The organism is Daejeonella sp. (genome assembly GCF_037719425.1).
Taxonomy (GTDB): domain Bacteria; phylum Bacteroidota; class Bacteroidia; order Sphingobacteriales; family Sphingobacteriaceae; genus Daejeonella.
In genome coordinates, this window is the sequence record NZ_JBBJNI010000004.1 from 12536 (window position 1) to 35962 (window position 23427).

Annotated in this window: 19 protein-coding genes and 1 pseudogene; 2 read left to right on the plus strand and 18 right to left on the minus strand. The window is 40.7% G+C overall.

Going from position 1 to position 23427, the window contains the following annotated elements; translation table 11 throughout:
* Positions 1-44 precede the first annotated feature (44 nt).
* Complete coding sequence (locus WKF69_RS00970; RefSeq protein ID WP_340378727.1) at positions 45-1043, plus strand: NAD(P)-dependent oxidoreductase; 999 nt, start codon at positions 45-47, stop codon at positions 1041-1043.
* 146 nt (positions 1044-1189) lie between these two features.
* On the opposite strand, the gene WKF69_RS00975 is transcribed toward WKF69_RS00970, so the two are convergent.
* The 16 genes from WKF69_RS00975 to WKF69_RS01050 form a co-directional block, all read right to left on the minus strand.
* Complete coding sequence (locus tag WKF69_RS00975) at positions 1190-2284, minus strand: family 43 glycosylhydrolase (RefSeq protein WP_340378729.1); 1095 nt, start codon at positions 2282-2284, stop codon at positions 1190-1192.
* A 300-nt stretch (positions 2285-2584) separates the two neighbouring features.
* Positions 2585-4240, minus strand: coding sequence for a DUF6029 family protein (locus WKF69_RS00980; RefSeq protein WP_340378731.1), 1656 nt, complete (start codon positions 4238-4240; stop codon positions 2585-2587).
* 2 nt (positions 4241-4242) lie between these two features.
* Positions 4243-4728, minus strand: a complete 486-nt coding sequence (locus tag WKF69_RS00985; RefSeq protein ID WP_340378733.1) for a TlpA disulfide reductase family protein — start codon at positions 4726-4728, stop codon at positions 4243-4245.
* A gap of 69 nt (positions 4729-4797) precedes the next feature.
* Complete coding sequence (locus tag WKF69_RS00990) at positions 4798-5841, minus strand: Omp28-related outer membrane protein (protein ID WP_340378735.1); 1044 nt, start codon at positions 5839-5841, stop codon at positions 4798-4800.
* Between the two features lie 46 nt (positions 5842-5887).
* Positions 5888-6253 (minus strand): DUF6799 domain-containing protein, encoded by a 366-nt coding sequence (locus WKF69_RS00995; RefSeq protein WP_340378737.1) that lies wholly within the window; start codon positions 6251-6253, stop codon positions 5888-5890.
* Positions 6254-6339: 86 nt separating this feature from the next.
* Positions 6340-6582: a hypothetical protein gene (locus WKF69_RS01000; protein ID WP_340378739.1), complete on the minus strand. Its 243-nt coding sequence runs from the start codon at positions 6580-6582 to the stop codon at positions 6340-6342.
* 185 nt (positions 6583-6767) lie between these two features.
* On the minus strand, positions 6768-7322 hold the full coding sequence (locus tag WKF69_RS01005) for a sigma-70 family RNA polymerase sigma factor (RefSeq protein ID WP_340378741.1): 555 nt from the start codon (positions 7320-7322) through the stop codon (positions 6768-6770).
* 684 nt (positions 7323-8006) lie between these two features.
* A complete protein-coding gene (locus tag WKF69_RS01010) occupies positions 8007-8777 on the minus strand; it encodes a phage Gp37/Gp68 family protein (protein WP_340378743.1) in 771 nt (256 codons plus the stop codon).
* 45 nt (positions 8778-8822) lie between these two features.
* Positions 8823-9944 (minus strand): three-Cys-motif partner protein TcmP, encoded by a 1122-nt coding sequence (tcmP, locus tag WKF69_RS01015; RefSeq protein ID WP_340378745.1) that lies wholly within the window; start codon positions 9942-9944, stop codon positions 8823-8825.
* A gap of 170 nt (positions 9945-10114) precedes the next feature.
* Positions 10115-11326, minus strand: a complete 1212-nt coding sequence (locus WKF69_RS01020) for a GIY-YIG nuclease family protein (protein WP_340378747.1) — start codon at positions 11324-11326, stop codon at positions 10115-10117.
* Positions 11319-13370, minus strand: coding sequence for a DEAD/DEAH box helicase (locus tag WKF69_RS01025; protein WP_340378749.1), 2052 nt, complete (start codon positions 13368-13370; stop codon positions 11319-11321). Before WKF69_RS01025 ends, WKF69_RS01020 begins: the two co-directional genes overlap by 8 nt.
* Positions 13367-16174, minus strand: a complete 2808-nt coding sequence (locus WKF69_RS01030; RefSeq protein ID WP_340378751.1) for a DNA methyltransferase — start codon at positions 16172-16174, stop codon at positions 13367-13369. The genes WKF69_RS01025 and WKF69_RS01030 overlap by 4 nt, the downstream gene beginning before the upstream one ends.
* A gap of 301 nt (positions 16175-16475) precedes the next feature.
* Positions 16476-17009, minus strand: coding sequence for a JAB domain-containing protein (locus tag WKF69_RS01035; protein WP_340378753.1), 534 nt, complete (start codon positions 17007-17009; stop codon positions 16476-16478).
* A 238-nt stretch (positions 17010-17247) separates the two neighbouring features.
* Complete coding sequence (locus WKF69_RS01040; RefSeq protein ID WP_340378755.1) at positions 17248-18348, minus strand: DUF932 domain-containing protein; 1101 nt, start codon at positions 18346-18348, stop codon at positions 17248-17250.
* Between the two features lie 4 nt (positions 18349-18352).
* On the minus strand, positions 18353-18481 hold the full coding sequence (locus tag WKF69_RS01045; protein WP_340378757.1) for a hypothetical protein: 129 nt from the start codon (positions 18479-18481) through the stop codon (positions 18353-18355).
* 45 nt (positions 18482-18526) lie between these two features.
* Positions 18527-19099, minus strand: coding sequence for a hypothetical protein (locus WKF69_RS01050; RefSeq protein ID WP_340378759.1), 573 nt, complete (start codon positions 19097-19099; stop codon positions 18527-18529).
* A gap of 458 nt (positions 19100-19557) precedes the next feature.
* Between WKF69_RS01050 and WKF69_RS01055 the strand changes: the two genes are divergently transcribed.
* Positions 19558-20295: a hypothetical protein gene (locus tag WKF69_RS01055; RefSeq protein WP_340378761.1), complete on the plus strand. Its 738-nt coding sequence runs from the start codon at positions 19558-19560 to the stop codon at positions 20293-20295.
* 113 nt (positions 20296-20408) lie between these two features.
* On the opposite strand, the pseudogene WKF69_RS01060 reads toward WKF69_RS01055, so the two are convergent.
* A pseudogene (locus WKF69_RS01060) lies at positions 20409-21191 on the minus strand (hypothetical protein); the annotation flags it as partial.
* Positions 21192-21304: 113 nt separating this feature from the next.
* Complete coding sequence (locus WKF69_RS01065; RefSeq protein WP_340378763.1) at positions 21305-23320, minus strand: DUF4365 domain-containing protein; 2016 nt, start codon at positions 23318-23320, stop codon at positions 21305-21307.
* Positions 23321-23427 lie beyond the last annotated feature (107 nt).

Here is a 23427-nt window from a genome sequence, read left to right on the forward strand (position 1 = left end):
TCATCAGGGTGGGTGTCAATACCTTTAGATAAAAAACATCCACTATGAAAGTCACAGCCTATAGTATCAAAGCCGCTGAAAAGGAATTCCTGACCAAAGCGAACTGCAACAGACATGATATAACCCTTACTGCTGATGCGTTATCCACAGAGACCGTGTCGCATGCAAAGGGAAAGAACGCAGTTTTGGTGTTCACCAGCGATGACCTTTCTGAACAGATCCTGAAAGACCTGAAACAGATCGGAGTTAAATACATCATTACACGCTCAACCGGTACGGATCACATTGATCTGGCAGCGGCTAAGCTGCTGGGATTGGAGGTTGCGTCCATTCCGTCCTATTCACCCGAATCAGTAGCGGAACACGCTATCACCCTTATGCTGGCCCTGTGCCGGAATATTCTTCCGGCTCATCAGCAAATGATGGAATATGATTTCAGACTTGATGCTCTCGTGGGAACAACCATCCGCAATAAAACGGTGGGCGTTGTTGGTTTTGGTAAAACCGGACAAGCACTGGTGCGGATTCTTTCCGGATTTGGATGCGATATCCTCGTTTCAGATTTTAATAATGTTGAACAAGAATGCAGCGTTGCAGGCGCAACGCAGGTATCCCTGGACGTTCTTTATGAAAAAGCTGATATTATTTCATTTCACGTCCCTCTTACTCAGCAAAGCAGGCACATGGTGAATTCGGAAAGTATAGCAAAAATGAAAGACGAAGTTATGCTGATCAACGTAAGCCGCGGTGCAATCTTCAATTCCATTGACGTTTATAATGCCCTGCAAAGGGACAAGATCAGTAGGGTTGGAATGGACGTGTATGAGTTTGAGAATCATATTTTCTTCTTCGACCATAGCCATGATATCGTGGACGATCAGCTTCTCAAATCTTTTATTCAGCACTCCAGGTGCCTGCTCACACCTCATCAGGCTTTCCTGACAAAAGAGGCTCTGCAGATCATTTCTGAAAGGACCATCAAACTTCTGGATGCATGGGAAGCTGTCAAACCTCCCGAAGTAAGCGAAACAGTCTTAGTTTAAACAATAATGATATAGAAAGCTCGGGTTAATAAGCTGCAATTTTCAAATCAACCAGTTTATTTAAACGCTAATCTTCATATCTCCAATGCAGCAAAAGGCCTGCAGCAGAAACCCTACGTGAGATTTTGCTGCAGGCCAATAAACCCCTAAAAGAACACCGGCCTATTCTGCGTAATACCCCTGGTAGGCGTCCCTTCCAGGTCGTTATCACCGTTCCGGAGGAAGGGGTCGACGCTTATAGCTCGGTCAGACCAGCTTTCGCCGGCAGTCGTCTTTATCCGATAGATCATCCACATGGTACCCGCATCGTCAACCACCCGGTTAGGGGATCCGGGACCGTAAAGATTTTGGGTCGGATCTTGCTGAAAGAGTGGGTTATTTCCGACAGCAGTACCTTCAGGCGCTTTAGTGAATGGCCCCGTAGGTGAAGACGACCACGCATATCCTATCGCGTACCTTGCCAGGGCACCGCCAGAACCGTTGTATAGCATATAATAACGTCTGCTCACAGGTGCATTCGAGGCATAGTACACCAATGGATGCTCAACATTAATATTTTCCCAACTCTGGTTAATGGTTAGTACCTGCTGATCGGTATTCGAAACCTTGTTTAAGCCGTTGGCCGTAAGTTCCACAACCCGAAGATCCGGGTCAGTACCCGAACCAACGTTCCGGGCATAATACATATATAGCTTGCCGGAAACGGGGTCCTTAAAAACCGATGGATCAATGCACGGAATGTATGTACCGTCGGTTTGTTGCTTTACCATCAGCGAAGAATTCACCACCGTGTATGGCCCCCCGGGAGAGGTGGACGTTGCCACGCCGATCGTCTTTTTAAGCTGACCATTATTCGCAGTAAAATACAGGTTGTAGGTACTGTTGTATTTATAGCTTCCGGATGACCAAAAGGTTCCCGTACTTGCGGTCATCAAAGCAGCGCTTTGCTTTGTCCAGTTGATCAGATCGGTAGAATGATAAGCATAGTATTTATTGTCATCTGGATGCACCAGCCAGAACTTACCATCAGCGGCACGGAATACCTGCGGATCTTTGGGATTACTTGCTACCGGGATTACAGTGTTTTGAAAAGTCAGGGCGCTGACGGTGTTTCCGGAAGCGGCATTTTTAGTACCCGAAACTTCCGTCGGAGACTGTGGTTCACTAGTTTCGTTTCGTTTACATGAGGATTGCAAAATCCCTAGGCAGGCCACAGCCAGCCACAATTTAGTTCTGTTCATTTTAACACGTTTTAAGTTAACACTAGTTAGAGTTTAGTTGAGATCGCTTTAGAATATTCTAAGTTAGTGCAATAGCTACGGACTCATTACCATATTGGTGGGGGATGCTGTAACTATTGTCGTAATTACTCACCGCCTCCTGCGCGTTCGATGTATGATGCGTTAGTAAAGATTAATTTCTATGAGAAATAAGGAGTTGTCTGGGCTTCCCTCCTTTCGTCGGGATAAACTTCTCGCCAAGGTGGGCGTAAAAACAATAAGCAATCCAGATGGATTGCTCATCTACAGCGATTAAAAATATTAAAAACTCGCATTCAACGCTAAATTAAGACCTGCACTTTGCGGAACGAAACGGCATACACCTCCTACGCAAACCAGTCCCCCACGTTGTCTGCCATAGCTAGTTTGAACTCGTATAGCATCTTTTTTAAATACGACTCCTGTATTGTAAAAATGAATTCGCTTCAATGGATCCGGATTGCCATAATTATATAAGTCTAAAGCAAAAAACGACCAGCGTTCTCCCACGTTAAATTCAAGCTGCGAAGCTGCCCAGTTTTTTAGTTCACCAGTTGCCCATTGATGTTGCAGTTCTAATTTTACAGAATTGTGCTTGCCTACTTTTAATACATTCTCTGTAATACCAGTATTTGCATCAACTTCACCTAAAGTTTCTGCTACATATTTTGCATTGTAATATTGATTGAGATAGGTAACAACCGATAACAGTTTCGGGCTCCATTTCTTCCTTATCTCGATGCTTGTTTCGCGGTAATATTTTTCACCAAACGCAAACAAGTCCGCTTTATATCTGCGGGTCGGGGCATCATACACGCCCTGGAGACCATGCCATTGCGCAAAATTCAGCGATATGTTAGTGCCATATTTTCCGCCAAGCTGGGTATCCTTTTTGAATTGGTAAATCACATCTAGTTGCCCACCAATTTCACCAGCTTTATTTCTTCCTGTTTCAAACCGTAAACCAGGTTGCGCCTGGTATATATATATATTGCCCAAACTATAATCATGCTGTTTGGTGAGTGAGGGAATATAATTTACAATACCTTCGTTATTTGCATTGCCTGCCAGATTTCTTTGGGAATAAAAGGCAAAATTCTCCAACCTTCTCATACTTAAATTAATACCTAAGCCCTTTTTAGAGTATCCAACATTAAAAAGATAAGCGTCGCCATCAAACTGCAAATCGGGTCTTACATTTCCAAATTCCACCAATGCGTCTGCAGATTTAAAGGCATATTCTGCTTCAGCGCTAAAGCCTCCGTTCTGAGCTTTCCCGCTAACAGAAGTTAACCAGGTAGAAGAAGGCAATATGTTACTATTCGATTCTTCTTGCCGATTTACATAATTTAAGCCTATAGCGTATTTAATTTTTTTTGCTTTTAGCAAATTTGCGACATCCAGTTCTGCATTTATGCCTAATACCTTGCTGTTGGTAAAATCAAACCCAAGTCCGTTGCGCTGCTTACCGTATAGTGCGGTTACCTGCAGGGGCGTAAATGGGGCATACTTCACTCTTACACCTGCTATAGAATTGGCAATTCCTAATTGCCTGTCCTCCCAAGATCGGAAAACCAGCCCACTACCGAACTGCTCATAGAAATGCCCGGCAGTTAAATCCAAACGAAGGCTGTCATTTTTATAATTTACATAGTATGTGCCAAGATTTACACCTTTGAAATTGGGTGAATAGTTTAATAAGGACTTGGGCTCGTACGACTCAACCTGTACGCCAGCAGTAAACTTTTCGAACCTATAATCTAAACGGAGATACGTATTAGACCGAAAACGATTCCCTGATTCTATTTGGTCGAGATTTATTTTCTTATCGTCAATATAGACCGATGAATTTGATTCAAAACCGCCACTTAATTGTGCCTGGGTACTTAAAGAACAGGTTGTAATTAATGCAATAAAAAATATTTTTTTTAGATGCATTTTTATTGATTATCCTTTATAACTTTTAATAAAGCCTCTTCATCCCCTATCACAAAACCCGAATGCTTGTAAATTATTTTACCCCCCTTTATAATCATTGTGTAAGGGACATTCATAACATTGAGTTTGCGTTTTAAATCCTGATTTTTATCTAATAAAACAGTGAAATCCCAATTTTTTCCATTTACCAAAGGTTTAACGCGGTTGATGGTTCGGCTGTCATCCTCAGATACAGCATAAAAATCAAATTGATACTTTTTTTTCCAGTCGTCTAAATTATCATTGACAGTAGAAAGCTCGTTAATGCAGGGAATGCACCAGGTTGCCCAGAAAGCTAACACCGTTACCTTTGCATCTGCCTTATTAAGTAAACCTGTGTTAAATGATTTACCCTGAAGATCATCTAGTTTAACGTCAGGTATTTGTTGCGCAGAAACCCCGGGGCTAGATAAAATAATAGACAAAAGAACCAATATATATATTTTCATACTTCTGTTTTAAAGGCTATTCTTGAGAGTTTTTTTCAAATCAAAATCTGAGAGAATAGCTTAAACTAACTATAGAATCTCCAGGTTTTTTGTGGTTCCGAGTTTTGCATGCTGTACATTTATTACTGTGCCTGCTTCGTTTGTTATAAAAGCAACCAGCCTTACGTTAGCAGGGTTAGAGATATTTGAAGGTAAAGCCATTGAATATGTTTTAGTTACAGCCGTGCCGTTACTGGCTATTGCATCACCGGACAAATTCGAGGCGATTGATCTGATAACGCCATTGTATTCAAAATTTGGAATACTGGCCTGGCCGGAATATAAGGTTGCTGAATAGTTTGCTTGTGTGTGAAGTAATTTATCCTCTACTATGTAAACAGTGAGTTTTGCATTGCCGGATAACGGTTGTCCGTATGAAACTGTTACAGTTGCATTTAACGTACTGCCGCTAACGGCAGAATTAATTGCAAGACCTAAAGGTGCGGTAGGCTTAATTTGATTAATTACCTGTGGTACATTTTCATACTGTGGCCCGATCCAACTAGTTGTGCGATTTATTTTACCCGAGGGCACACTGGTAATTCCAAGAAGGGCTGCAAGACTGTTTCCCTGTGAGGTAATAAAAGGGTCGCCATTAAATAAATGACCACTAACTACAATCGCCTTGTCGGTTTGCTTGTGTAACAAGTCAACACCATATAAAATTGCCGGACAATTGCCACACCAGGTTCCTGAAAAGTCTTCTACTAAAACTCTGCTTACAAAACTGGCTGCTAATGACGTATTAGCGGTTACATTTATTGAAATTACATTCGAATTTAAGCTACCTTTTGAAGCAAATACCGCAAAAGTGCCTGCCTGGGGAAACGTGTATGTGTTGCCAGTAATTACAGTACCATTTATATTCAATTTGCTCGCACCTGTTACAATTTCATTCTTAATCGACGATTTTACAGTGAACGTTATAGAGGTTCCTGCAATTACATTTGTTGCGTCAGATGTTACTGATATCGTCTCGGGCAGAGTTTCCGTAAAAACAGATTCTGCTTTTGTGCAGGAATGGAGTAGGAATGCGATTCCGAAAAGTGATATATAAGCCAGTAGTTTTTTCATGATTCTTATGAATTATTTTAATGTTAATGAAGCTTTCATGAGCTTCTCATATTTTCTCCATCATCTTGTGGCACTCAATTCCACATACATGCCCTTTATGACCGTGTGGCATCATGGTTATCTTGCCACTTTTGTCAATTGAATAACCATTCTTTAATTTCACTTTAGAACCATTCGGCTTTGTTATCGTACCGTTTGGAGAAACTTTGGATCCATCCGTGGAGGTGTATGTTTTGGTAAGAAGTGCACATTTAGAGTTGCTGCACAACATAGCCTTGTTGTTCATCATCATCACCCCATCTTTCATCTCCATCTTTTGTTTTTCTTTCATCTCCATTTTAGAAGGCGTTTGAGCAATTGATGAAATTGAGATACTCAAGATAATGGCCAGTGCTAAAATTAATTTCTTCATTTTTTCGTTTTAAATAGTTTATAAATATGATTTATACTAATTAGTCTCTCAATTCAATAGAACCTGACAAAATCTTTTACATTTTTTTATAGGATCTTAGAAATTATAGCCGATTCAAGCTCATCGGTATTTTCGATAATAGCAAGGCCATTAAATTTTCTTTGAAGAAGTTCATCAATTATCCGGCTCTGCTTCATATAATTTTTGCAACCAGAGCACACAGTGGCATGCAGGTGCAGTTGGATAGATTTTACCATACTTAAGGGAATATGTTGCTTCATTTCCGTAAGCTCTGTTGCCTTTACGCAAGACAATAGCATTCTATTCATAACATTCATAGAAAAGATTTACCCATGTAAAATTTGGAGATTTTTATTTAATTTAACAACATTAGCAGAAGCATCAATACACAAATCCAACAAATTGCCTAACAATTAGCGCGTTACTATATTACTCTTCATAATATTTGATATTCTTTGATGAATAGTCGCACGATATGGCAATTCCTGACAAGCTATTGTTTAAACCATTTAATTTCCAGACAATTTCTTAATTGAAGTTTTGCCCTGTGGACGATCTGCCAAAAGTTAGTACTTGTGATTTCCAGTTCAGAGCAGATGGCTTTGCTGTCTTGTTCTTCCAGGTATTTAAATTGCAATGCCGATGACCATTTTTCAGGTAATTGTTCAAAACATTTCTTCAATGCCTCTGAAAATTCCGGATCATCCAATAGTTCTTTTTCGTTTGTCCACTCTATCGGATTGTACTCCGGTTTCCAGTGATGACCATCATCAAAGAACTGTTCAATAATATTGGATGATAATTCTATACTGGTTCTGTATTTTGAACGGTAATAATCTGCGATCTTATGTTTGAGTATTGAAAACAACCACGTTTTTACATTGCTTTCGCCCTTGTAGTTTTTTTGGGATTGGTAAGCTGAAAGAAATGTATCCTGTACCAAATCTTCTGCGATTTCCTTTTGTGGAACCTTAGTAATGGCGTAATTAAGTAAATTTTTTGTATATAATTTAACCCAGGAGATGATATCATTCTTATTAACAATCATTTGGTATTAAGATTTAATGTACCTCGAAAATATTGGTTTAGCTTAACTGAAAATAAATACTGTAATCCAAAGATGCTAATTGAATTCAGCTATTTGGAAATTTAATTGATAACAGACGCTGGCACAGGTTGATATTTCATTCCAAAAGTGAGAATCTATAAGCCCGTTGTGCGCCCAACTGCAGTTCCCTCCTCGGGATAAACTTCTCGCCCAGGTGGGCTTAAAAACAAAAAGCAACTCGTTTGGAGTTGCTTTCGTGCGCCCACCTGCAGTTCCCTCCTGCGTCGGGATAAACTTCTCGCCCAGTTGGGCTTAAAAACAAAAAGCAACTCGTTTGGAGTTGCTTTCGTGCGCCCACCTGGGCTCGAACCTATTTCTATATTAACTTGACCGTCAATAACTTGCAAAGAATACCAGATAACGGGTATCTGGTTAGGTACTGTACCTAAATGACTGTTTAAATATACTAATTATATCGAAGTTGGTGAAAATAAGTCCATTCTACGATGCCTAATTACAAACATCTTGGGATTATTTAACACCGACTTTGTGGAATGTTTGTTTCGGCTTGCTCCAAGCCGGAGAAATCTTGCATATATTTCAGACACTACGTTTGTAGCTCATCGTCTAATGTCTCGAAGACGGTTGTCGGCGGATAATGCGGCGATGACCAGATCACTTGCATCAACTAGCCAAAGTAACGATTACGGGAACTTGTCGGAAAATTTCGCCATTTAGTTGACAACCACCCTTGGCATGCTCCGGGTGTGCTGCATTAATGGTAGGATCGTTTAAATCTTCATTAAACTTTGGCTTCCCCCATTGCTTGAAGAAAAATGGAATGCTGGCAATTTCACAAGCGTGTTTTATGGTCTCGATCCAAGCTTTTTTGATTGGCCTAGCCTTATGACCAGATTCACCTCCCACGATCACCCAGTCGATGCTATTTAAATTTAACTGCTGGATCGGGCCGATCAACGGTTCAATTGATAAGAATTTAGTATGAGCGTTCGTTAAGGCTAGTTGATTAATTCGAAAAGTATAATCCTCGTTTTCGACAGATACTCCCATCCAGATGTTTGCTGTCCAGTGTAGGTGTTCCGACAGTTCTAACAACCGTTCAGACCGTTTAGTTAATACTTGATAGGTATGTTGGGGGGTGTTATTCATAACAGAAAACACCGCTTTAATAAAATCGGTCGGAACGTCTGGATGAAACAGATCACTCATTGAGTTCACAAAAACTAATTTTGATTTACGCCAAGTGAATGGTATTGTAAGGGAATCTGAATGAGTTCTAATATTGAAACCGTCTGCATATTTTGGCACCCCCATGGCCTTTAATCGTCTAGACATTGTCTCAGCATAACAATGCTTGCAGCCCGGACTGACCTTAGTACAGCCCGTAACAGGGTTCCAAGTCAATTCGGTCCATTCTATATTTGACTGCGCCATAAGCTAAAGCTAATAAAATTAGCATTTTAATATTAAAGTTCGAAATTAACGTTTCTTTAAGACTTCGTATGTTAGTAGCCTTGGGTTTTTATAAGCGTTATCATAGTTAGCCAGTGGGGAGGTCGATTCGTATCTTAACTCACCATCCTTTTTCATCTTTTTAACAGCATCCGAAGCGTGATTAGCGATGTGCCCTTCGCCAAGTGTAAAGTCATATAACATTTTATTATTAGTAATTTCACCTTTAAGAATCTTTTCTCGCACCTGTTCCTGAAACACCCCTATACGCTTTTTTTGTGGTGCACCGAACAGTGGGAGCTGGTTTTTTGAAATATCGTCATCAATATCGAAATTTGCCTGCCCGTTCATAGCATTCTTTTCCCAGGCTACGCCCAAGAACTTGTCAACTGCACGCGGATGTTTTGCGCCAAAAATGATTCCATGGATGTTTTGCCCTCGCCTTAATGAAAAAGGGTACAATCTCAATTTAGTACCGATAGGTAGTTTCGCTCGTATCTGTTCAATAACGTTTCTATGGATAAATTTATACGGATCTTTTTTTGCCGCTTCCATATCGATATCCAAATGCATCACAAATTCTTTTTGCTTTCCAAATCTCCAGAAATAGGAAGAAGAAATAAAGTATAGGAAGTCAGTTTGCGTAGTCTTTTCCAATTCCAAGAAATATTTTTCTGATGTGAACTTAATGCCGTTCTGGTCCATAAACACCAGTGATGGAACTTTTTTTATCTCCGGCAAAAGCTTTGAGAATAGCTGCTCAAAGTCCTCATTATAATATTTGATCTGGACTTTATGTTTCAACCGCGGATGTTCTTCCAAATACGTATCGCAAGACGCTTTCAGTAGGTCAAATTTTGCTTGTACCTTCTTGACCGGTTCGAACTCATTGAGAAAGAGCGTAACGTGAACCGATTTTTGGAACATATTTCCAATCTGTTCTTCAATCTTCTTCAATAGCCGAATCGGGCTCCCCGCAACTCCAGCCTTATCATAGCCAGTGCCGGCAAAAAAGTCAAAGATAAAGATTTCGGGTATGCCCTGCATAATGAAGGTAGGCAACCATTCCTGAGTATAATTTTCAAAAATCTCAAGTTTGGTGATCGTTTCTTCGTCGAACGGTTTACTATGCAAGTCTTTTGAAGCCATATGCAGCTATGATAGCTTAACGTAATCTTTAGTTGAAAACATTGAATATTTTCGATAGCCGTAATTGATCCGTTTCGTCCATCTTATATTAATAGGTGGATGGTTCAAAAAGTATCCGCGTTAAAGATAAATGGTCTCTCATACACGCGAATCCTGTTTCAGTTTGTTTACTAGCACTTTTTTAACGTCACACTAGACGGGTCATAATAGTAATCTCCAACAGTACCCTCCTTTATTTTTTCCACCATTTCATCAATGATGAAAATCGGAACCAAAAACCATTCTTGTGCTTTTACGGCCTTTCCAAAACGATCTTTCATTTCAATGTCCAATTTTGCTGTCCCGAAAAATCTATGAATAATCTTCTCAAGTTTTGCTCGGTTAATATTAGCTAATTTATATGTAGCAATTATTTCTACATTAGCCATAAGAAAAGTAGGATCATGTTTTGCGATCGCAAAGCGCTTTTTAATATCTCCACCCGTCACACCAATTTTGTGAACCACGTTTCTGTTTTCTTTAACGAGTGGATGATCAGAAAGACTTCGGAGAACATATACTGTACCACTGTCAAGGTCATCTTCACTATTTTCACCTGAAAAGAGCGGCCCAGAATTTGGGTCAGTAATAAATCTACTCGTTTCATCCTTATACATCGCGCGGATCAACGACCTCAACAAAATATTACTTTCCGTGCCGTTGGCATAGACCACCCGTAAACGGGCATCATCTTCACCATTTGGGGCTTTGAACGTTTCTCCAATTTCCGCTATGTATGAAATCAGGCCACCTATAATAATGAATTGCCCTTCTTTGAGTGTTGTTTTAGTAAAACCAGCATCTTTTTTGAAGTGAACTGTGTTTCGATACCCTATTTCTAAATCTTTTGTTACTGCGTCAAATAACGGTTTAAATTGCCCAAAATCTTCACAGCGCGTTCTATTGGCTATTTCTTCCGCTGCCTTTTTTTCTGCGCGAGGTATTACGTGTTTAAGGTTCCTAATGGAGTTCTCATCAGTTTGATCCAAACCAAGGTGAGCCAGCAATTCATCATCTCCCATATCCTCAGAAATGTTCGTAGCTGGTTTAAAGTCGCCATCCAAAAGAAGTTGATGATCCAGATTTTTTAGCAGGCTTCTACACTCTTCGTGTTTGCGAATTTCATCAAGCCTTACAGCATATAGTCTCTCAAATATATCCTTATCTTCACCATGTTCGGGCAAGCGCCCTGTCTTTTCGACAAATTTTTGAATTTCTTCAAAACCTGCAATTATCCGCTCGTCTATCGCGGCATGACCAGATGGTTTTTTAGCCTCAATTTCGATGCCGAGGTCTGACAAAAGCGCATCATCTTCCTCGGTAATTTTTTTCTTCTCAGCCATTTCTTTCCTCCGCTTTTTTACGGGCAAGCACTGCGACACCTTGAGCCATACGTTGCTCCCAGGGGTCAACAGATTTGATGTCGGGTAATCTGCCTCGTTCTAGCTTGAATTTTAACGCCCGCTTAGCTAATTCGCGCGCTTCCTCTAATGTCAGATTCGGTTTTTTTGCAGAAATAACTTCTGCCATCGCTTTTAGACTTTGCTCTGTCATCGCCTTGGCTAAAATAGAGTAAGCTTCACTAAATGGATTGATGCTATCAATCCAGTCTACATCGAGATCCCGTACGTCCATAGCGAATTTACGCACTCCATCAATTAGGGATGTGTTGGCCCGGCTGTTTAATTCACCATCATTATTAAGTTTTTCCTTCGCCTTTTGTGTAAGGTTTAATGCGGCTATAGCATGTTGTCGTACAGCTTCAATATCGTCAATATCTAATTCCGGATATCTTTCTTTAATTATTTTCCCCAGTCGAATTTGAGTGAGCTCTTGTGGGACAATTTCTTTGTCGAATAGGCCTCGTTCTATGGTTTGTTTGTCTTGTACGAAAGCAGCGATAACCTCGTTCAAATCTTCTCGGCAAATACGTTGCGCATCCTGGCTTTTCGGTATGCATAACCCTTTGATCTCAATTTGATATTGCCCGAATTCTTCATTGAACCCAACATTTTCTTTGTCTGGATTGTACCCACCTTCACCATAGTCATATCCGTCGACGGGGCCATTCTCTGGTTTCTTAGGTGTGAAATTGAATCTTGGTGCCAGTACTTGTTCCATCAATAAACTTGCAGAAATTGCCTTAAGCGTATCATTGACGGCATCAGTAACAGCCCCTTCCAAAGCATCTGGTTCAGCGATTAAATTTGTGAAGCGCGTATGGGTTTTGTTTGGAGCATCACGAGTTGCGCGGCCAATGATTTGGACTATTTCTGTTAGGCTCGATCGATAGCCCACTGTTAACGCATGTTCGCACCAAATCCAATCAAACCCTTCTTTAGCCATCCCAAGCGCAATTATTATGTCAACATAGTCGCGGTTCTGTTTTGCTTCCACGCTTCTAAGTGCAGATTGTACTTTTGCTCGCTTCGAATCATCATCAACCAGATCAGCAATCCGTAAAGTTTTACCATCCAACGTTTTGACGAGATGAAAGCCAGTTATGGGATCAATGCCCTGCCAAACTCCTAGTTCGTCAATAATATGCTCAACCTCTTTGTTCTTACCAAACTTGGTACTTTCACGAGAATTGACGTTAGGGATATGAATAATGGTTTTTTCGTGAGGATTAAGAATATTTAAAATCTCATCAGCATAAGCGCCGCTATAAAAGTAATAACCAATATTTAACGTTTTCAGATATTCATAGCCGTTTAGCTGTTCATAATAAGTATAAGTAACGGTGTCAAATTTGGCCTCATCTTCCGGCATTAGAACAGGGTTTGCGTCTCCACGAAAATAGGAACCCGTCATAGCAACAATGTGCACTTTGTCCCGTGAAACGAGGTGCTTTAGTTGTGAGCCCAATACATTGCCTTCATCAGCACTAACATGATGAAATTCATCAACAGCTATCAGTCGTTCGTCAAAAGCTTCAATACCCAAACGCTCTATAGCAAAACGGAAAGTTGCGTGGGTACAAACCAGCACGTTATCCGCACTTTTTAGAAAAGCCTTAACTGAATTGACCTTGCTGCCGTCCTCACCAGGCGCATTACAAAGATTCCATTTGGGTTCTACGTGCCAGTCATAATGATAGCCGAACTTAGTAAGTGCCTCATCAGCAAAGCTTGAGCCGATAGATTTTTCCGGCACAGCGATAATTGCCTGCTTGACACCTTGATTATGGAGTTTATCAAGCGCGATAAACATTAAAGCACGGCTTTTGCCGGAAGCCGGAGGAGATTTTATCAGTAAATACTGTTCTCCGCGCTTTTCATAGGCTCTTTCTTGCATCTGGCGCATACCAAGTTCGTTCGATTTGGTCGAACCTCTGGTGCCCTTATAGTTGACGGTAACGGATGGTATGGCTTTTTTTTCGGTCATAATGCTTTTCTTTGAGCAGTCATTTGAGTATAAAGTTCAAAAAGCTTCTCGAGGCGTTCTGTATCATTTTTAAACCGACGGCCAATGTAGATGCGCTCTAAAACTTCATCATTTCGATCATGAGCTTGCCATAAATCTTCAGGTATTTCTTCCGGATTATACAAATCGGCAATTGTTGCTGGAAAATGGCGTTCTCGCGCGATCAGAATTTCTTCTGCACATATTTTTAAATCTTCTTTATTCTTTGCCGTCAAAGTCGGTATAGGGAATGTGTTCCAACCAAGGGTATTCGAGTATCTAATTCGAGTCTCCAGTTGTCCACATACCGCTTTAATCCATACTAAATGGATGCGCGATGATATTAGCGACATATTCCATAAAGGAGCGTCGTAAAAAGCAAAAGCACTATCAGCAATGATTGATCCCGGTTCTACAAGACCAAAGGGCAGATAACTTCGATTTTCAGAACTATGTCTTGGAACAACAATTGTGTAAAGGCTTTCGCGGTGGCGAATTTCACCGAATTTATGGGGGTCATTCGCACTTTCTACGGTTTGCTTTTTGCTACTTTCTAACCGCATTGATCTGACTTTTTCAAGGCGATCTTTAATGAAGTGCGACTGTTCTGCGATACTCTTATTGTTATCGGTTATCCAAAGACAAAACCTTGATTTTCCATTGATCAACTCTTCCGAACCAATATACGGGCGAACAAACAATGCATGTGCATTAGGGCTTTCTAACTTCAATTGATTGCTTTCCGCGATATCCAATAAAAGACCACCTCCATCTACAGCGCTATCGCCCCGATCCATAGGAGATACTTCAGTTAATGGGTTGGCTGATTTTGAGAGTTCAATGTTTTTTCCCGGCGATAAATATGTATTAATATTATCAGTCTTCTTCTCTATAGTCTCACCATCCTCGCCGATAGTAAATAGGCGGCGAATTTTAGGGACCTGATTGGATATACCAACAATCACGACAGTAACACCGGCATTATTAGTGGCAAGATTCGCCCATTTAAAAGATGTATGCGCAAACGTGATTTGATGTCCTGTGTTATAAATCAATGGCCACAACGTTGGTACTTGTTGTCCTTGACAGATTGAGTTGGTTGATACAAATGCGGAAGCCGATTTTGTTTTCATCCCATAATCAGCTGCTTTCATAAACCAGCCGGCGACGTAATCAAGCGACTTCCAGGTGGTAGTCCGGTAGGCAAAGATGGCCTTTAGATCGGATTTACGACTTTCTTCCTCCTTCTTTATACGGTCCTTAGTCGCCTGACTTGCTCCCCTTGGAATTTTTATTGTCGCACCCAAATACGGAGGATTGCCGCAGATATATGTTTCACCTCCTTCGTTTTCGAATACAACTTCTGCTTGATCAAAAGAAGTGCTAAACAAATCATCTCCAAATATCTTAACATTTTTGCCTACCGGAGGGCAAATAGATAGCCAATTAACTCTCAATGCATTCCCGCTGGTAATCCAGTTTTCAGCGTTTAGTGGCAAGAATTCTGCCAACGCCAGTTTTTGGCCGCGATAGAGCACATCGCACTGATATTCAGCAATAATAAGTGCTAGCCTCGCAATTTCAGCTGAAAAATCCCGCAGCTCTATTCCTCTGAAATTGGTTAAAGGTATTTCGGTTGGCCGATCACTTTCACTTCGTCGTTTGTTAATTTCAAATTCGATTTCACGAAGTTGCTTATACGCAATTACCAAAAAATTTCCAGACCCACAAGCAGGATCAAACACACGGATGCGTGATATTCGTTTGCGTAAATTAAGAAGTTTTCTGGCATTATCATCCGCTTCTTCCAATTGTGACCTAAGCTCATCGAGGAATAAAGGATTTAATACTTTTAAAATATTGGGAACTGATGTATAATGCATTCCTAGTTCGCCGCGTTCATCTTCGTCGGCGACAGCCTGAATCATCGAGCCAAAAATATCAGGGTTGATCATCTTCCAGTCAAGGTTGCCGACATGAAGCAAATAGGATCTGGCTATCTTTGTAAATTTCGGTGTTTCAGTTGATCCAGAAAATAATTGGCCATTTACATAAGGAAATTTAACAGCCCAACTTTTCACCTTCTTGTCTGCGCGTTCTTCCTGCTTAGTGTCCATCACCCGAAAAATTTCACTAATAACCTCATGGGTATTTGATCCATCACCGGCACTCGTTTGCTGCACAATTTGCGTAAAACGACAATCATTTCTGAATATGTCTGTATCTTCAGCAAAGAAGCAAAATATTAAACGCGCCAAAAAATGGTTCATATCGTGACGGCGCTCTGCCGTTGCCCATTCTGGGTTCGAACGAAGTAATTCGATATAGAGTTTGTTCAGGCGGCTGGTGGCTTTTATATCGAAAGCATTTTCACGAATTTGCTTAACCGTGCTAATACCTGCTAATGGTAAGAAGAATCCGAAGTGATTATGAAAGTCCAGATAATTACATGCTACTGTTTCACCACTGTTTACATCTTCAGCCTGAAAATCATTTCCATCAGTAGCTAAAATAAACTTAACTTTATTTTTGCTTGTTGCAGGGCTGTCTTTCAGCTGTTTAAGTTTTTCCGAAATGTTTCCATCATTACATACAGCGATATGTATATTACTCTGTTGCAGAACCCCACCTTCAATATCTGATTTATTGTTATTTCCGGTTTTTAGGCGTTTAATCGTTGTTTCTTTATTGCCAAAAGCCTCAAGGAACGAATATGGAAATTCAGCCGGAACAAAAGGCTGTTCTGCTAACAATGAAATAGCTTCTTCAATTTCAACTGCATTCATTTCTTACTTCATATTTACTGAACACCAACAGCCGCTACAAGTATTAGGACGTTCAAAAACGTGAATGTTATCCTGAAACTATCGAAAGCGGTCTTATGCATTTTGTGCGTTTTTCTAACAAGGTTAGCAATTTTTCTGGAATCTAATATCATTGGTAATACGTTTGCCGATCACGACGGAATGATAATGACTACCTATGCACATTAGCCACTTAAAAGGTTATGAAGTTCTAGTAAAGTGCATTATAACGGGAGTGTAAAACGCATCACTTTCTCATGAACTCGAAGGGTGAGTAATTGCTTTACATCAATCCTTCATCAACAAAGGACAAATAACCTTCACTTGTCAGTATGATGTGTTCTAAAACAGCAATATCTAAAAATGCACCAGCTGCCGCGAATTTTTGCGTTAAAGCAATGTCTGACTGACTAGGCTTTAAGTTGCCGGATGGATGATTATGAGCTAATATGATTGAAACGGCGGCGGCTTTGAGTGCGGCTCCAAAAATCACCTTCGGATCTGCTACGGTACCAGAAACCCCGCCCGTAGAAATCTCTACTATACCCAAAACTCGGTTTGCCCGGTTGAGCAACATTACCTTGAACTGCTCGATAAATTCGATTTTATTTTCGTCCCAATTACCTCTTAGCAATTCATATACATCCTTCGAGCAATCTATTTTCGGACGTTGTGAAGGTTTAATTACAGGGTTGTAAATGATCTGTATTTCTGAAACCTGGTTCAATGAATACTTTTCTTGCGTTTCCATAATGTTCTTGATTAAAGTGAAAGAATGAATTATGGTGCGTGCCAGGCTGCGGGCGATCAAGCCCAAAAAGCAAAGGAATAAATGGCCTGTGGACTGGCATAGCGCGTTTATGCCGGAAGTTTTTGGGCGCCCAGATGCCCGTCGGCCTAACTTTGTGCCGGAATTGATGATTAATAGAAGTGATCGCCTGGTTAAATCTCGCAGTCTTTAAAAATGACCAGCGCCCGTGCCCAAAGGGCCGGGCGCTTCCCGCAAGGTTCCCCACAGATGAAACACCTGAGGGGAAATTAGCAATCCGTAAAAATTAGGAATAAAAAGCTATCGGCTTAACTCCGGCATTTCGTGAAAAAAGGCTACCTGTGCCGATCCGCTCAAATTCTGCACATAGTCGGAATGCATTTTGCGACTTCCAAAGTCCTCTGCCAAAAAGAATAGATTTGGTTTTTGCTTCCTCGTCTTTAAAACCTTTGACGTTCTGAAAATATCCTGTGACCGCATTGTACGCACCAAAAAGAGTTCCTTTTGTCGTCTCAGTTTGTTGTGTCTCGTTGCTGAATGCGTATTCGCTAATATCTTGGCAAACATTTTTAAAGTAACTTGAATGCTCATCCTCGTTGCCGTTCAGAACGTTTTGCAACACTTCTTTTGTTGGTGCCATGGCTTGCTGAACCAATTTCAAAACGGCTTGATCGGTGATGCGAACTTTCGCCCAACGGTTAAAAATAGTATTCAATTCCTCTGAAAGTCCGTTTGAAATCCCCATAATTTTATGGGCTTCCTTAAGCTTGTCTTGTGCGCTTGCGGTGTGACGGATTTTAATAACATTGGTCATGTTACTTAAAGCTGCATTAAGTGTATTGTTGCAAACTATGCGGACGGGTGTAAACGCAGCCGTGATACTTCCAAACCCATCATGTGAGGTAGTCAAGAAAAGGTATTTTTCGATTAGATCGTCCGAACCTACCCGAATATACCCCGGCAATTTAGCGGTAATAAAAATCTTTTCGCCTTGCCCTAATGACCCTGCGGTTTCATATAATATTCCGTCTTGACCTCCCACAATAGCATCGAAAAAGGAAAATGCAGCCGTATTCTGTACTATTTCGTAATCGTTACCAACAACCCCTAATACCTGTTTTGTGTCTGTACGAATAGTTGCAAAATAATTTGGCACCTCCAGTTCGGGAATAATAACATCTGTATCAGGGTCGCCGTGGTGGTTTTCAGTATCATACGTAAATAGCGAGCGTTTTTCTACTGTATAATCAAGTCCGGCATATTTTATGGCATCTGCACTATTGGGATAGTCTGCTACGATTTGCCCTAATCCGTGCCATGCTTTTTCTTGGACAGAAAAGAAGCTATGCTTCCCTGTCTTTTCATTAAAATTTATGAGATGTGCCATAACATTAAAATTGATAGCTGTTTAAATAATCATTGAATTCTGCGGTAAACTGCTCCGGGTTTTCCTTCGCTAACCGTTCGGTGTAACCTTCCCAAAACAACTGGTCGGTTAATTGAATAAATAGATCGATCATGATAAAAGGAATTAAGTTGCCCCTGCACGATGCAGGGGCAACAGGTTAAGAATTTGGAAATACAATGTTTGCTTCAATATCCTGTAATTTCTCAATACAGGCTTCGTAGATAAATTGAGAAACCATACGAATCAATCCAGCGGTATTTGTAGTAAACTGCTTCCCTTTGTCGTCTGTGATGGTCAGTTTGCAACCCTGAAAATAATTGCTTTCTAACTCGTCGCTTCCTTCAATGAGGGAAATCTCGAAAGCTTCCAGTTGCCCGATGCGAGTCAGCAAGTTATCCCTCTGAATGCTGCGCCGGTGCAAGTCTTGAACAACCTTCAATGTAGATTCCAAGTTTAATACAGGTCTTACTGCTTTGCCTTCTTCGGAAGTAGTTGTTTCTGTTTTTAATTGTTCGGCTGGCTTTTCTGATTGGCTTGAGGCCATTCCAGCAGGTTTTTGCTCCGGTTGATTTGTAGCGTTGTTGGGCGTTTCACTCTTTTTTTCCTCCGGCTTACTGGTTGACTTAGGAGTTAGAACGGCTCCGTTCGCTTTTACTTCTGTTGCCTTTGCGCTGTCCTTTTTTGCCTCTGTGCCTGGCACATTTGGGCGGTTTTTGATTTCTGTTGCCATGTTAATGGTTCTTTAAGTGATTAAAAAATTAGTTTCTCAAAAGCTCATTTGGCAGAAACCACTTTTGGCTTTTGATAGAGGCAAAAAATTTGTGCGAGGGGTGGGACGGCAAGGCTTTGAAGCAAAAAAATACTACCCGAAGGCGTGGAGATTTTTTTGTTCAAACCCGAAGGGCATCGGCCTTGCCAACCGAAGAGGTATAACTTTGCCTCAGCAAAAGCCAAAAAAGACAGGGTTGGATACTGACGCTTCCAATCAGATAAAAACGATAGACGACCTAAAGAAAGGCGGCCCGTTCTCGGCCATACTAAGACACGAAAAGATTGGCTTCTGGATTTATCATGTTATTTGCCGATGATCGGACAAAATATCGAATAGCTTAAACCAGGAAGCAAATGGCATTTTTTCCTAATTTTTGTATATTTAATCTACCTAGGGACTAAAATTCTGTTTACCACATGCTAACAAAGCGGGCTACTTTTAAAAAAACAGTAATAGCTTTACTGGAGGAACATCTTCTTGCAAAAGAGCCATTGCCGATATCATGGCATTGCGTACATTGCGATGGGCACCATTCCGGCGATCTGTTAAGGAGGGTCAAATCTGTTACTGAAGACACGTCAACCGAGATTTTCTTGCTGGACGAAAACGCGAATCCCTTTGCCGTTATTGATATTTCTAAAAATAAGAAATTCAATTCCACGGCTGCTGAAGGCTTTCAGCAAAGCGGCGTTATTTATATACAGCTGAATCCGCTGAATGACAACGGAAGGGGTTTTAAAGACATGCTCGCCGGACCCAAATACGTTAATAGTTGCCTGAATCCCAAATGCAAAAAATGTAATGGGTTCCAGAAAGACAAAAGCCTGGTTATTATCGACGCAGATTGCTGGAAATGCAAAGCCCCAATGAAAGTAGGCATGCTGGATTGCGGCGGCTATCACCCGGGCCCAGAAGCCTTTACCGACGACGAACTGGCGCTTGCGCGCGAAGAGGGTGTGGATATTCGGGATAATTTCAGTCGAACCATTGGCGAATCATACCTGTCCAACACATGTCCACACTGCGATGCACTGACAGGTCAGCACTATTTATTTACCGACTATTTCGTTCCTGCCAACAACGGAGAGTATCCCTACGAAACATTTCACACGGGTTATTTTTGTGAACGATGCCATTGGGAACATTCTGATTGAAAGTCCGCTATGGTTTACAAAGCTGATTGTTTATTAAAAGTAAACGTTATGATTTTGTAAACAGGCATCTAACAGTCTTTTTAAAAAACGCTTCAAGCTACTGATGTTAGTCCTTAATAAAAATGACCGGAGATGTTGTCTTTCAACATTGAGTTAAACCCAGGTTTCACCATAAACGATTCGACTTGCTGGACAAGGAATAACAGATACTCCTTGTTACAACAAGCTACGTACCTACTGGCATTACCAAAAAGGAGGATATCCATTTTCAGATTAAACGCTGGCGGAAGCTGTCTGGGTTTATGTCGTGCGGTTGAAATAATGAATACTTTACCCGTTATCGGGAATATGAATTCTTCATTAAGACTTGAAAAGTCTTTAAATTCTTTTAAAATAACTGGATTATCGGTAACGACATGTGTGTGATTCGATCTATAATACAGCTTAAAGTCCACGCTGTTATTTCTTTTGTATGATTTACTAAATGAAACCATAGACAGCAGCGTCGGATACATCTTATGCCAGAGATCTTTATCCATCATCATCTTTTTCGTTTCAGACTGGCGCTTTCCCTTGTTGAAAATACCAAACCCCAGGTCTTCGAAAGAACGGGTTTTGATGATTCTTTTGCGGATTCCATCATTTGCTGGTGTTCGCCAGAACGTTGAGACGATGAAGAAACGTAATGCATACAGCCTGTCCACCGTCAGCATATCATCTTTGATTGTTGAATTGCGTTTGTCATAGACAGCACTGGCCGATCTACTGTCAAAATGAGCTAACATTTCCTCCGGCATATCGTATTTATGTATCTCCTTTGTAATCTGATCAACGACAATACCAGTATTTCGATGATTCTCAGCGAAAGAGTTTTCAGGAGTGGTTAGCCAAATCTTTTTTGTTTGTTTGTCCTAAACGTAGTACTGGTTATTTGAATCGGTAAATCCGGTTAAATAAAAGCGTGGGATATAATGGTGTTTTTTCGAAGCCGTCATCGTGCCACATTTTACTAATCACTAGTTAAGATCGTTTCAAACTCCTTAAGCAAAACCTCTATGTCTATACTAGGTCTCGTGTGAATATCTAAAGTTTTGTGCCAGAGTACATAATTCGGTGGGACTCTATAAAACGTGCGTTGATCATCCATGTGCCTCATGTCCTGAAGCATTTGGATGTTCGGATTTGTGCATCGCTTCTCAAACTCCCGGTGCATCTTCATATCATGAATAATACTAGGCAGACGATCTTCGGGAAGATCATATCCTTCAAGTATCCGTTCAGCGTAATAAATAATCTCCTGATCCGTGGCATCTTTTAGTGGGGCTTTGTCTCCAAGCTGCCTTCTCGCCATGTCAGAAAATATCCTGTCAACTGCCGATTCAAATGGCTGAAGATCATGTTGGTATTCGATTTCCGCTATAATCTGCAGCAAGTTTTTAGCGGGGCGAGGGCCGATATTTTTACCGGTCGCTCGCTGGCACAGGTTTAAGATTTCATAGGCTGTACAAAGCGCTTCATGCGCATTTTGATACATGCCTAACTCCAAAAATTGGTTATAAGCGATAAGACTGAAATTCTGATTATTTTCGTACCGATCGATCTGCTTTTGAATATCATTAACCGCAGGATTGTCCTCGTCTTTCACAATTTGCATTGTCGAGCTAAAAGTAAAAAAGTACTTAGCCAGATGATGAGCAGCGTAGGCCTTCAGTAAGCCAAGATCATTCGTGTTCGCGTAATGATAGGCCTTAAAAGCTGTTTCTACTGCTGCGCTTGTTAATTCGAGTGTCAGTTGTGCATAAAAGATCCGCTCCGCCATTGGAACAGGCATTTGTAAGCCCTCTTTAGTCTTAAACCGTGTATAGTAGTTTAAATATGTATTGATGGCAAACGTATGTTGGTTTTCAGAATGATATATCTTAAGTAAATGCTTTTTAGGTTCTGGTATTTGTACACTCTCGATTTTATGCAGTAAGCTACCGATTCTCTGTTTGATCAGATCGTTATGGATTAAGTCCCTGTTCTCAAGATTGGTAATCAGGTCAAAAAAAACAATGTTGATTTCTAATGTGAGCTGATTCTCTATGCTTTTTGCATAAGTTCCTAATTCTTTGAGCCTTTTTAGGAAATTTTTGTGATCAATATTGCCTTTGAGAAAATCAAGCTGAATTTCTGAAAAGCCGATAATACCGATTTGCTCCTCGGAGAGGTTGTTTTCGAGTCTTCTAGCTTTTCGCAGGTAGTAGTCTGCTTCGACGACATTTCCCATTTGAGTAAACAATATCGCAGAAAGAAATACAAGCTCTGGCGAATTATCGACAACGGCACGGCTCAGTACTCCAAGCATTTGGGACAGCGACTGGTATTCGTTTTCATTGAAAAGAAAACTGCCATATTTAACTAGGAAATCCGCCACTTGAAGCGGATCCTGAAAATTGATCTTTCCTGGTGATCTATGGGTAATAAGTTCCAGATGTGGAATGTTAAACTCGGAACCATGTTCTTTTATCATCAGATTGTGGTTTTCATGTCGAGTGGAAAACTTTCGATGAATATTCTGGAGCTGATCTTTGGTTAATTCAGTTGTAGGCACTAAAATATTGACACTTTCCTGATCTCGCCAATCCTCTCGGCTACTCATATCATCTAATCGGACGATAATATCTTCAACGTAATCGAAATAGCATTTCGCAGATGTTTCATCATAAATCAGGATAATACCGTACGCCGGCGAGCGCCTTGCTAAATAACCGAGCCGAGAAGTTTTAAACGGAAGAGTAATCAGATCGTTGCCTTCACCTCTCGTTTTAATCTTTTCAGTGCTTTTGATCTGAGCTGCAAATTTCTTGGATGATGCGCGATCATTTTCGAAAACCAATTCGATATCCAGATCAACGCCGTAGTCAGGATATTCTTCCCGTAGAATAAAACCGTTTTTCCGGGTAAACATGTTTCTTGCGGCGTTTACCGATTCCTCGCTTCTTTTTGAATTGTCGTCTACAATTGGATCATCGTTAAACCCCATAATAGAATTAAAGATACGAACCGAAGATTAACTTAGTAATCGAAGTTATTAACAGCAGATTAAGAAAATTGAGTAATTCGTTATAACCAGCATTAATAGTATCTTTA

Excerpts from the sequence above, each read along its gene's own strand:
- WKF69_RS01050 (WP_340378759.1), bottom strand. The coding sequence starts at position 19,099 with ATGGCAACAGAAATCAAAAACCGCCCAAATGTGCCAGGCACAGAGGCA.
- WKF69_RS01020 (WP_340378747.1), bottom strand. The coding sequence starts at position 11,326 with ATGGCTGAGAAGAAAAAAATTACCGAGGAAGATGATGCGCTTTTGTCA.
- tcmP (WP_340378745.1), bottom strand. The coding sequence starts at position 9,944 with ATGGCTTCAAAAGACTTGCATAGTAAACCGTTCGACGAAGAAACGATC.
- WKF69_RS01000 (WP_340378739.1), bottom strand. The coding sequence starts at position 6,582 with ATGAATAGAATGCTATTGTCTTGCGTAAAGGCAACAGAGCTTACGGAA.
- WKF69_RS01025 (WP_340378749.1), bottom strand. The coding sequence starts at position 13,370 with ATGACCGAAAAAAAAGCCATACCATCCGTTACCGTCAACTATAAGGGC.
- WKF69_RS01065 (WP_340378763.1), bottom strand. The coding sequence starts at position 23,320 with ATGGGGTTTAACGATGATCCAATTGTAGACGACAATTCAAAAAGAAGC.
- WKF69_RS00975 (WP_340378729.1), bottom strand. The coding sequence starts at position 2,284 with ATGAACAGAACTAAATTGTGGCTGGCTGTGGCCTGCCTAGGGATTTTG.
- WKF69_RS00985 (WP_340378733.1), bottom strand. The coding sequence starts at position 4,728 with ATGAAAATATATATATTGGTTCTTTTGTCTATTATTTTATCTAGCCCC.
- WKF69_RS00980 (WP_340378731.1), bottom strand. The coding sequence starts at position 4,240 with ATGCATCTAAAAAAAATATTTTTTATTGCATTAATTACAACCTGTTCT.
- WKF69_RS00970 (WP_340378727.1), top strand. The coding sequence starts at position 45 with ATGAAAGTCACAGCCTATAGTATCAAAGCCGCTGAAAAGGAATTCCTG.
- WKF69_RS00995 (WP_340378737.1), bottom strand. The coding sequence starts at position 6,253 with ATGAAGAAATTAATTTTAGCACTGGCCATTATCTTGAGTATCTCAATT.
- WKF69_RS01005 (WP_340378741.1), bottom strand. The coding sequence starts at position 7,322 with ATGATTGTTAATAAGAATGATATCATCTCCTGGGTTAAATTATATACA.
- WKF69_RS01055 (WP_340378761.1), top strand. The coding sequence starts at position 19,558 with ATGCTAACAAAGCGGGCTACTTTTAAAAAAACAGTAATAGCTTTACTG.
- WKF69_RS01040 (WP_340378755.1), bottom strand. The coding sequence starts at position 18,348 with ATGGCACATCTCATAAATTTTAATGAAAAGACAGGGAAGCATAGCTTC.
- WKF69_RS01030 (WP_340378751.1), bottom strand. The coding sequence starts at position 16,174 with ATGAATGCAGTTGAAATTGAAGAAGCTATTTCATTGTTAGCAGAACAG.
- WKF69_RS01045 (WP_340378757.1), bottom strand. The coding sequence starts at position 18,481 with ATGATCGATCTATTTATTCAATTAACCGACCAGTTGTTTTGGGAAGGT.
- WKF69_RS00990 (WP_340378735.1), bottom strand. The coding sequence starts at position 5,841 with ATGAAAAAACTACTGGCTTATATATCACTTTTCGGAATCGCATTCCTA.
- WKF69_RS01010 (WP_340378743.1), bottom strand. The coding sequence starts at position 8,777 with ATGGCGCAGTCAAATATAGAATGGACCGAATTGACTTGGAACCCTGTT.